The sequence below is a fragment of the Psychrobacter sp. genome (assembly GCF_035469765.1).
In the GTDB taxonomy this organism is placed as follows: Bacteria; Pseudomonadota; Gammaproteobacteria; order Pseudomonadales; family Moraxellaceae; genus Psychrobacter.
Map to the genome: position 1 here is coordinate 1 of NZ_DATIRM010000054.1, position 9,730 is coordinate 9,730.

The following is a 9,730-nucleotide window of genomic DNA, read 5'->3' on the forward strand; positions in this document are numbered from 1 at the left end:
ATGACTATTAATATTGGTTTCACATGAAACTGTGTATAACTTTGTTTCACATGAAACTATTAATTTTGATTTAATATTGTTTATTTAGATAAATTATAATTAAATCAATAGCTTGTATCGTAAAAATTAGATATATAAATATTAACTGTAAACAACATTAATTGTGGATAACTCCTTAATAACTAAGGGTTTCAAGCCTATAGACATGTATTACTCTTTACTTATCCACAGTTTATCCCGAAATATCTACGATATAGCAATGTTTATTGCTGAGAAAAGTTGTCTACAATGACAATAAAACAATGAGAAGAGGTTGATATGTTTACCGGAATTATAGAAAGTGTGGGAAAGGTTAAATCTATGCAACCGACAGGCGGTGATATTCGCTTGACCATAGAATCTGATGGCTTAGATTTTAGTGATGTAAAGCTAGGTGATTCGATTGCTTCTAATGGTATCTGTCTGACGGTTGTAGATTTTGGTAGTAATCATTACTCCGTTGATGTTTCACGTGAAACTATAGCGCGAACAGCGCTAGAAGATTTGAAGCCGGGTCATATGGTGAATTTAGAGAAGGCGATGTTACCAACTACGCGTTTTGGTGGACATATTGTCGCAGGTCATGTCGATGGAGTAGGGATAGTCAGTAAGCTGCAAAAAGATGCACGTTCTATTTATATCGAAATTGAGATACCCGTAGAGCTTGCCCATTATACAGCGACCAAAGGCTCGATCACGCTTGATGGTATCAGCCTCACCACCAATTTAGTACGCGATAATATTGTCTCACTCAATATCATTCCACATACCGCGCAAGTGACCAATATTGCTCAGCATTGGCTGGTGGGATCTAAAGTGAATGTAGAGGTGGATATCGTAGCCAGATATTTAGAGCGTTTATTAAATAAGTCGCAGGGAGATACGAAAAATAGCAGCCCACAGAGCAATATTACCGAAGCTTTTTTAGCAGATAATGGCTTTATGAAATAGCGGTCGTTTAGTGTTAAAAATAAAAAGTAATGAGCATCGTTCGTTAGATTTTAATGAGCGATGCTAACACTTCTTGTAGTTTATCTTTATTAATAGGTTTGGCTAAGAAATCATCCATCCCTACCTGTAAGCATGATAAGCGGTCTTCCTCAGTATTGTTTGCTGTTAGGGCGACAATAGGAATATCATCGCCTAGCGCTCGAATTGCTTGGGTTGCTTGCAATCCATCCATCACCGGCATCCGGCAATCCATTAAGATAAGTGCAATCTCTTGCCGCTGTGTTTGTAGTATCTCTAATGCTCGCTGCCCATCTTCTGCTACCACGCTACGATAGCCAAGTTTGGCGAGTATTTTGCAGGCAATTTTTTGGTTGGTTGGACTGTCTTCTACCACTAAAATTAATGGTGAAATGGCTTCACTGTGTGTATTAGTTATTTCTACCGAATTGTTATGATTACTAATTTCTGCACCTTGTTTGAGCGTCTGTCTGGTAGGTAACGTTAAGCGTAGTAGCTCAGATAACCATAAGTTAGCATCTAGTGGTTTGGTTAAAAAACCATCACACTTATCCAACAGTATAGAGGTAATACGGCGCTCAGACTTCATGCTGAGTAATATCTTTGGTAGCGATACATTTGCCAGTAAATGGTTTAACGCATGTTGCCGATCGATATTGCTAGACATTTTATCGCCAACTGCTTTATCAACCAATAGGTTATCTGTGACAGCTGTCTGTTGTTCTAAGGTATTTATATTGGTGCTTTCCTTACTTGCTACTTCGAGTGGCTTAGATAAAGCAAGTGTAAGACTTTCATAGTAGTCATAATCAAGGAGTAGTATCGGCGCAAGGGTCTGCTTGTTTTGTATTAAATTATCAGTAAGCTGCGCTAAGTCCACATTATCAGTAGAAGTAAGAAAGGTTACTACTATGGATAAATGGTTACATAAGCGTTTTAGCTGTTCAGCAGCAAGTGGCTGATTGATGATAGCGATCAGGTGAATCTGGGTTAAATAAGGATTCAGATGGTAGATGGGCTGATAATTTGGATTGCGACAAGGTATATAGAGATCAAACGTGCTTCCGGTATCAGGTGTGCTATGCAACTCTATAAAACCGCCTAATAGTTTAGCAAAACTACGAGCGGTCGTGAGTCCAACGCCAGCTTGCATGATTTGAGTATTTATTTGACGTTCTGACTTTTTGGAACTCGGCTGGTTCGTGATTATGTTCTCTAGTTGAGCATTTAGATTAAAATAAGCCAGCAACTGGTCTTTTTTGCTCGCCTCTAAACCAATGCCGCTATCTTGAATACTAAAGCGAATCCAGTCATGTGCTGGGTTTATTTTTTTGTTTGTACTCTCAGCTACTAAATCATTAACCAGGCCATTCTCTTGAGCTATCGACAACTGCGCAGCGCTCACAGTTTCAATGGTCAGGGCGACGTAGCCTGAAGTGGTATACCTGATGGCATTATCCAATAAATTACGTAAGATTTGTTGCAAACGGCTATGGTCAGTCTCGATAAGACGTGGGCAATCAGGAGCAAAAAAATACAGTAGCTCAAGGCCATGCTGTCTTGCCTCTTTTATAAATGACTGACTGACCTGTTGCCCTGTTTTGTAGATGTCGACAGTATTAACACTCAGACGAGTTTTTCGAACTTCTATCTCACCTATATCGAGCATCTCATTGAGCATGATAAGCATAGCTTGACTGGTTTGAACCAAAGTATGGACAGTCTGTTTCTGTTTGGCAGTTAAAACGCTAGTATCAATTGGCTCCAAAGTATCGATCATAGATTCTAGTGGCAGCCGTAAGTCATGACCCATAGATGACTTTAGGGTATTAAACTCATCTAGACGTTGTTGTATTTCTAGATTTTGTTGCTGTAACTGTGCGTTTTGGCTCACCAAATCATTAACGTTATTTAGTAACACCGTAAAACCATGAACTTGACCGTGCTCACCAAACCATGGTGTGATATGCAACTGATAAGCCTTTTTATTCGTTAGCGCATAAACTAGAAGGGTGCGCGTGACACGCAGGGTGACCAGTTTTTGCAATAGCAACTGGGTCGATTGGTCTTCAGAAAAAACAAAATCGGTCAGTCGATAGTTATTGTCATCGTGAAACGCTGTCGAAAATACTTGCTCAAAGCGTTGGTTAAAAAAACTGATTTGACCGTGTCTCATAATCATTAACATCGGTAGCGGAGCATGGTCAACCAAACGCTCGAGACGATGTTTAAGTGTGGTAATACGGCGATGATTGTTATGTAATTGATAGCTGATACGACTGAGTGCGTGACCCAATTGTAGAAAATCCGGTGTAGATTTTTTGCTAACAAACGGCGGCGGTGTATAAGCATCTTTTGCATGACTGCTTAAGTTATCGGTATAAAGCAGTAACTGCTCCCAATTGGCACGGCGTTTTAGTGCATATAGCAATGCCAAAGTAAAAAACATAATAGCGGTCATTAAAGGCAGCCAATAGTGATAGGATACCCAGTTAATATCGAGCGGCTTATGCCGCAAAACGGTATATAGTTTATGACCGCTTTTAAGCTCGATGGTTCCGATCAGTTTATCGTTGGATAACGTATAGGTACTATGACTATTCTTATTTGATAATAGCGAAGTCTCAATACTTGGAAGCATGGGACTGGTAAATTCACGCTCATCAGCTTCAGTATGATGGTAGATATAAGTCTCACCAGAGGGCATCATAAAAATTAGCTGATAACTGATTCCTGCCAAAAAAGGCTTTTCTGCTATTTTTTTAACGGCAGGGTTTGTAGGATTGTTAAGCTCAGAAATCTGATACTGTAAGGTATGAAAAATCCCTACACTGTGCTGCTTGCTATGATTCTTCATCTCATGAAACATAATGAAGTAATATAATGACAACATCGCAAGTAATGTCAAAGTATAGAAAGCCAACAAGCGTTGTAGAGACTGAAATTGTTGCATAAAGGCATAACCCTAAGTCAGCATAATGTTACAAAGTAAGTTTATGATGTTTTTGTTATATTTACTTGCTAGCCATTTTTAGCCCACTTAGATGTCCATCGATTGAATTGAGGACACGTCCTAGTATTATAAAGATAATTAGACGCATTAGTAGCGCTCGATTGTGGCTATTACAGTCATGGCACAACGCCACAAACTCACCTATAATAGCTTTATTACTTATTAATATTGCCTAACTATGACGACACTTGATTGTACCCCTGATGTATCCCTTACTAATAATGCCTTTAAGCCAACGCGTACAGAGCCATTAAGAGTGGTATTTGCTGGGACGCCTGAGTTTGCTGCGCTGAGTCTTGAAGTATTAATCAAGCAGCAACAGGCATTAAATATCGATATTGTCGCTGTCTATAGTCAGCCTGATCGTAAAGCCGGACGCGGACAAAAGCTTGCAGCATCTGCAGTAAAGCAGGTGGCCTTGGCACATGATATAGTCGTTGAGCAGCCAGAGACCTTTAAAAAATCAAGTATAGAGGGGATGACAGCAAGGCAAACTTTGCAAGACTATCAGCCCGATGTGATGATTGTCGCGGCTTATGGTCTCATTTTACCGATTGGCGTATTAACCACGCCTACGTACGGTTGTCTAAATATTCATGCTTCCTTATTACCACGTTGGCGCGGTGCGGCACCTATTCACCGCGCATTATTGGCTGGTGATGATGAGACTGGCATTACTATTATGCAGATGGATAAGGGGCTAGACACGGGCGATATGCTTTATAAAGTCAGCGCTCCTATTGAGGCTGATGATACGGCTGCCAGCCTTCATGATAAAATGGCTGAGCTTGGTGCGACGGCTATTATTACTGTGTTAAAAGACTTGCCACACTATCAAGCTCAGGCTGTACCTCAAGATGACAGTCAAGCCAATTATGCTGAAAAACTTATCAAAACTGAAGGTGAAATTGATTGGACGCAGTCAGCTACTTTGATTGAACGACAAATTCGCGGCTTGACCCCATGGCCAGGTACTTATACTTTTTTGGCAGGGCAGCGCGTTAAGGTTTTAGCTAGCTTGCCTGTAAACGCATCGCAGCCAACCGATAAATCAGCAGGGACGGTCATTAGTGTTGGGCGCAAGGCAATCTTAGTCGCTTGTGGTCATGACATTAATACTGATAATGGTGTTGAAAAACCGGAAGCCAGCACTTTAGCTATTACTCAGCTACAGTTTGCAGGTAGCAAGCCTATGAGCGCCGAACAAATTTGTCATGGCAATCAGCTCAATGATGGCGATCAGTTCAGTAAAGAGACAAAATAATTTCATCTAGATATACATAACCCAAATCGCAAAAGACGCTACCTATTAGACGTCAAGGAAATTCAATTTAATGAGACAAACCAGTACTGCGCCAAGAAACAATAAGCTCAAACCTTCAAGCAACCTTATCATGAATGGTAGCGTTCGCGTTCGCGTCATTCGTACTTTACTGGCGATTCAAAATGGTCAATCGCTAGCAAGTGTCCTTGATCCGCTATTAAACAGTTTACATGACGGTGATAAAGGTTTTGCTCATGCGTTGCTACTAACAACGTTGCGTCAATGGTATGCGCTTGAGCGACTGCTAGATAGTCTGGCTGATAACCCTATTGATGAAAAAGAAGTACGTACGACTATTCAAGTAGGTTTGACACAGCTGCTCTATTTGCAAGTGGCTGATCATGCGGCGATTCACGAAACGGTTGAAGCAGCAAAAGAAATTGAGTTTGCGCATGCGACTGGTTTAATCAACGCCATCTTGCGTAAAGTTGCTAAGAACCCAAGTAAGTTCCGCAAAAAGTGTGATAAAAAACACAGCTTACCTAATTGGCTTGCTTATCAGCTTAAACAGGATTGGAGTGAAGAGTACGACGATCTGATGCAGGGTTTACGTCAACCCGCGCCGATGTTTTTACGAGTGAATACAGCGGTTACCTCGGTAGAAGATTATCAGCAAGCATTAGTGGAATTTGAAATTGAAGCAGACTTAGTTGAGCTAATGAGTGGTTTTAAATTACCCAACTCGTCAGATACAGCCACATCTAATAGCATATTAACCAAAGGGTTAAGACTACATCAAAGTACCGCAGTCAATGCCTTGCCGCAATTTGCTGAAGGGGCTGCTAGTGTACAAGATATGCATGCTCAGCTTGCAGCACCGCTTATCCATAACGCGCTACTCAATAAGCTGAATATTAAAAACGATGATGCAGACGTTGATACAGAGACCAATAATAACGAGATCCGTATTTTAGATGCTTGTGCCGCACCGGGTGGTAAGCTTGCTCATTGGTTAGAACTAATTAGCTCAAATGAGTCGTCGTTGTTTCACGTGAAACAAAACGATGAATCAGTACCTGTGGTTTCAAAAGTGAAGGTTACTGCGATAGATAATGAAGCGCTGCGTATCGAGCGTATTTATACTAATTTACAGCGCTTAAATTTAAGTCAGCACGACTTACAGCAAGCTGAGAAAAATATCGAGCTGAATATTGTCTGTGCTGACGCCACTACATGGCAAGGGGCTGGTAAGAAAAAGAGCAAACTCGTATTTGACGCTATATTACTAGATTCACCTTGTACAGCGACTGGCGTAATTCGTCGTCATCCTGATATCAGTATCTTGCGTACTGAAGAAGACGTCGAGCAAACGGCATTGCTACAAGCCGATATCTTGCATAATCTATGGCCACAACTTAAAGTTGGTGGGTATTTGTTATATGTTACTTGCTCTATCTTAAAGCAAGAAAACGTCGAGCAAATGCAGGATTTCATGACTTACTATAATAATGTAGCAGCCGTTGAATTTAGCGACGATTGTAATTGGGGTATCGCCCAAGCTATTGGTCGCCAGTGTTTACCAATTGATAGCGAGAGTGGCGATGGCTTTTATTATGCCTTGCTGCAAAAAACTGCTGAATAAACTGTTTTAATTAATCATCTCATTGTAGACAGGACAATCTAATGAAATATATCAGTACCCGTGGTCAGACAGCACCGATGGATTTTAGTGATGTGTTATTAATGGGTCTTGCACCAGACGGTGGTTTGATGTTGCCTGAGCATTATCCGAATATTGATAGTGCGACGTTGACTGAATGGCGCGCGCTGAGCTATCCACAGCTGGCGATGGCGATTATGCAGCGCTTTGCTACCGATATTCCTGCGGCTGATTTGCAAGATATCATTGAGCGCACTTATACCGCTGAGATATTTGGCTCTGATGAGATTGTTCCTGTCCGCAAACTTGAAGATAATTTATACATTTTAGGCTTGTCGAATGGTCCGACGCTGGCATTTAAAGATGTTGCTATGCAGTTCTTGGGCAATGCTTTTGAATATGTGCTTAAAAGAAAAGATGCGCGTATTACTATTATCGGTGCCACCAGTGGCGATACGGGCAGTGCGGCAGAATATGCACTGCGCGGCAAAGAGAATATCGAAGTATTTATGTTGTCACCGCATGGCAAAATGAGCCAATTCCAGCGCGCGCAGATGTATAGCTTAACTGACAAAAATATCCATAATATCGCTATCGACGGCATGTTTGACGATTGCCAAGATATTGTCAAAGCATTACAACAAGATGCAGAATTCAAAGCAGCTTACAACTTAGGCACAGTCAATTCTATCAATTGGGGTCGAATCCTAGCGCAAATTGTTTATTATTTTAAAGCTTACTTTGCCGTGACTACGAGCAATGACGAAAAAGTCAGTTTTAGCGTACCATCAGGCAACTTTGGTAATATTTGTGCTGGTCATATCGCGCGTGAAATGGGGTTGCCGGTTGAGCGTTTAATCGTCGCGACCAATGAAAACGACGTATTAAATGACTTCTTTAATCAAGGGGCTTATCAGCCACGTCCGACTGCCAAAACTTATATCACATCTAGCCCATCAATGGATATCTCGAAAGCCTCTAACTTTGAGCGTTTTGTTTATCTACTATTAGATAAAGACAGCGCACGCGTTCATGAATTATTTGAAGGCGTAAAATCCGGTCAAGGTTTTGATTTGTCTGATTTGATGCAAGCAGTTAATACGCGCTATGGTTTTGCAGCGGGTAAATCTACCCATAATGACCGCTTACAAACCATTAAGGCGCTCTATGAGCAGCATGGCGAGCTAGTCGACCCGCATACTGCTGATGGTATCAAGGTTGCCAAAGAATTGCAGCGTGAGGGTGAGGTGATTGTCTGTGCTGAGACCGCACTGCCAGTGAAGTTTGCTGATACCATCGTTGAAGCTATTGGACAGATAGAGATAGCTCGCCCAGCGCATACTGAAGGCTTAGAGAGCTTACCGCAATATGTGGTAGTGCTTGATAATGATGCAGAATTGGTTGCTGAGCAAATCCGTCGACAGGTCACACCAAACCCTGCTTAATTGATTTTATTTTTAGCCAATTTTTAAAATGAATATCCAGTCTAAGGTTACACTATTGTAATAAAGTGTTTATGATTGTGTTATTGTAGATATAATTGTAGTATTAGAAATAGCGTCAGTAAATCTTATTTTACTAGGCGCTTTTTTAGCAATCATACCTATCACTTATATCAGTCACAAACATTAAATAGCTGCTCTATAGACGTTATGGTAACGGCGTTATCAATCCTTATTCCTGTTAGTTTTTTATTGTTTTTAAATAAAGGTAAGGGATTTGGCAGAAATAGCAGATTTGGATACCTTTGATTATGGCGCTAACAGCGTTACATACTGTGGATATAACAATGAAGATGAGCTTAAAAAATATAGCAAAAGCGTTATTGGTTACAACCTTTAGCAGTGCAATGCTAATGAGCACGGCTCAGGCTAATAATCCACCGCCAACTATCAAGGCAGACGCACCCAATCGCTATATTGTTAAAAAAGGCGATACTTTGTGGGATATTTCAGGACGTTATCTGGATAGTCCATGGCGCTGGAAAGAGATTTGGGCAACCAATAAGCAAATCAAAAACCCCAACCTTATATATCCAAATGATATTTTGATTCTATGTGTGATTAAAGGTAAAACTTTAATCGGTGTCGATACGGGCGAGGGCTGCGCAGGGATTGAAAAGAAATTGACAGGTAATGTTGTTACGACAACGGTCGCTGTGACTTCTGTTGTGAATAGTATTCCGCCTATTCCATGGTCTGCTATTCAACATTGGCTTGATAAGACTCTAATTGTTAATCCGCAAGATTTTAATACTACGCCATATATACTTGCCTCAAAAAAAGGTAACTTAATCACCGCCAGTGGTGACAAGGTTTATGCTAAAGGTGTGCCACTTATCGTTGGTCAGCGTTACGGTATTTACCGCGAAGGCGAGATGTATACTGAGCCAAAAACGCAAAAAGTGATCGGTCTAGAGGTCACTCAAGTAGCGACAGGTTTGGTGACATCGACAGAAATCAATGGCGTCACGAGCTTACAGCTTATTGACAGTTACGGTAAAGAAGTGCGTGAAGGCGATCGAGTTTTTGTTGAGCTTGATAATGCTATTCCGCCGGTCTTTTATCCGACGCCAGCGACCGTCAATCGCGGTGGTATGATCGTTCGCGTGATGGATTCTATTAGCTCAGCTGCCAAAGGCAGTGTGGTGGCGATTAACTTAGGTCGCATACAAGGCGCTAAACCGGGTGATGTATTGACCGTTTACCAAAAGGGCGCCGTCATACGCGATATCAAAGATAATGATACACCGGTACGTTTGCCAAGTGAGCCAAGCGGTATGGTG

At 41.2% G+C, this 9,730-nt stretch carries 6 protein-coding genes; 5 read left to right on the forward strand and 1 reads right to left on the reverse strand.

Annotation, left to right across the window (positions count from 1 at the left end; all coding sequences use genetic code 11):
- Positions 1–318 precede the first annotated feature (318 nt).
- Entirely contained in the window at positions 319–990 is a 672-nt protein-coding gene (locus VLN09_RS01480) for a riboflavin synthase (protein ID WP_325243383.1), read from the forward strand.
- Positions 991–1,033: 43 nt separating this feature from the next.
- Here the strand turns inward: VLN09_RS01480 and VLN09_RS01485 are convergent, their stop codons facing one another.
- Positions 1,034–3,961 (reverse strand): response regulator, encoded by a 2,928-nt coding sequence (locus VLN09_RS01485; RefSeq protein ID WP_325243385.1) that lies wholly within the window; start codon positions 3,959–3,961, stop codon positions 1,034–1,036.
- Between the two features lie 238 nt (positions 3,962–4,199).
- Here VLN09_RS01485 and fmt point away from each other — a divergent pair, with 238 nt between their 5' ends.
- The 4 genes from fmt to VLN09_RS01505 form a co-directional block, all read left to right on the forward strand.
- Complete coding sequence (fmt, locus tag VLN09_RS01490) at positions 4,200–5,285, forward strand: methionyl-tRNA formyltransferase (RefSeq protein ID WP_325243387.1); 1,086 nt, start codon at positions 4,200–4,202, stop codon at positions 5,283–5,285.
- A gap of 70 nt (positions 5,286–5,355) precedes the next feature.
- The gene (locus VLN09_RS01495; RefSeq protein WP_325243389.1) at positions 5,356–6,927 is read left to right on the forward strand and encodes a transcription antitermination factor NusB; all 1,572 of its coding nucleotides are present in this window, start codon (positions 5,356–5,358) and stop codon (positions 6,925–6,927) included.
- 41 nt (positions 6,928–6,968) lie between these two features.
- A complete protein-coding gene (gene thrC, locus VLN09_RS01500) occupies positions 6,969–8,390 on the forward strand; it encodes a threonine synthase (RefSeq protein WP_325243391.1) in 1,422 nt (473 codons plus the stop codon).
- A 344-nt stretch (positions 8,391–8,734) separates the two neighbouring features.
- Positions 8,735–9,730, forward strand: a 996-nt coding sequence (locus VLN09_RS01505; protein ID WP_325243393.1) for a LysM peptidoglycan-binding domain-containing protein, incomplete at its 3' end; no start/stop codon positions are given.

Bases quoted from the DNA above. Each gene is read 5' to 3' on its own strand.
- VLN09_RS01480 (WP_325243383.1), top strand. From the start codon at position 319: ATGTTTACCGGAATTATAGAAAGTGTGGGAAAGGTTAAATCTATGCAA.
- VLN09_RS01485 (WP_325243385.1), bottom strand. From the start codon at position 3,961: ATGCAACAATTTCAGTCTCTACAACGCTTGTTGGCTTTCTATACTTTG.
- fmt (WP_325243387.1), top strand. From the start codon at position 4,200: ATGACGACACTTGATTGTACCCCTGATGTATCCCTTACTAATAATGCC.
- VLN09_RS01495 (WP_325243389.1), top strand. From the start codon at position 5,356: ATGAGACAAACCAGTACTGCGCCAAGAAACAATAAGCTCAAACCTTCA.
- thrC (WP_325243391.1), top strand. From the start codon at position 6,969: ATGAAATATATCAGTACCCGTGGTCAGACAGCACCGATGGATTTTAGT.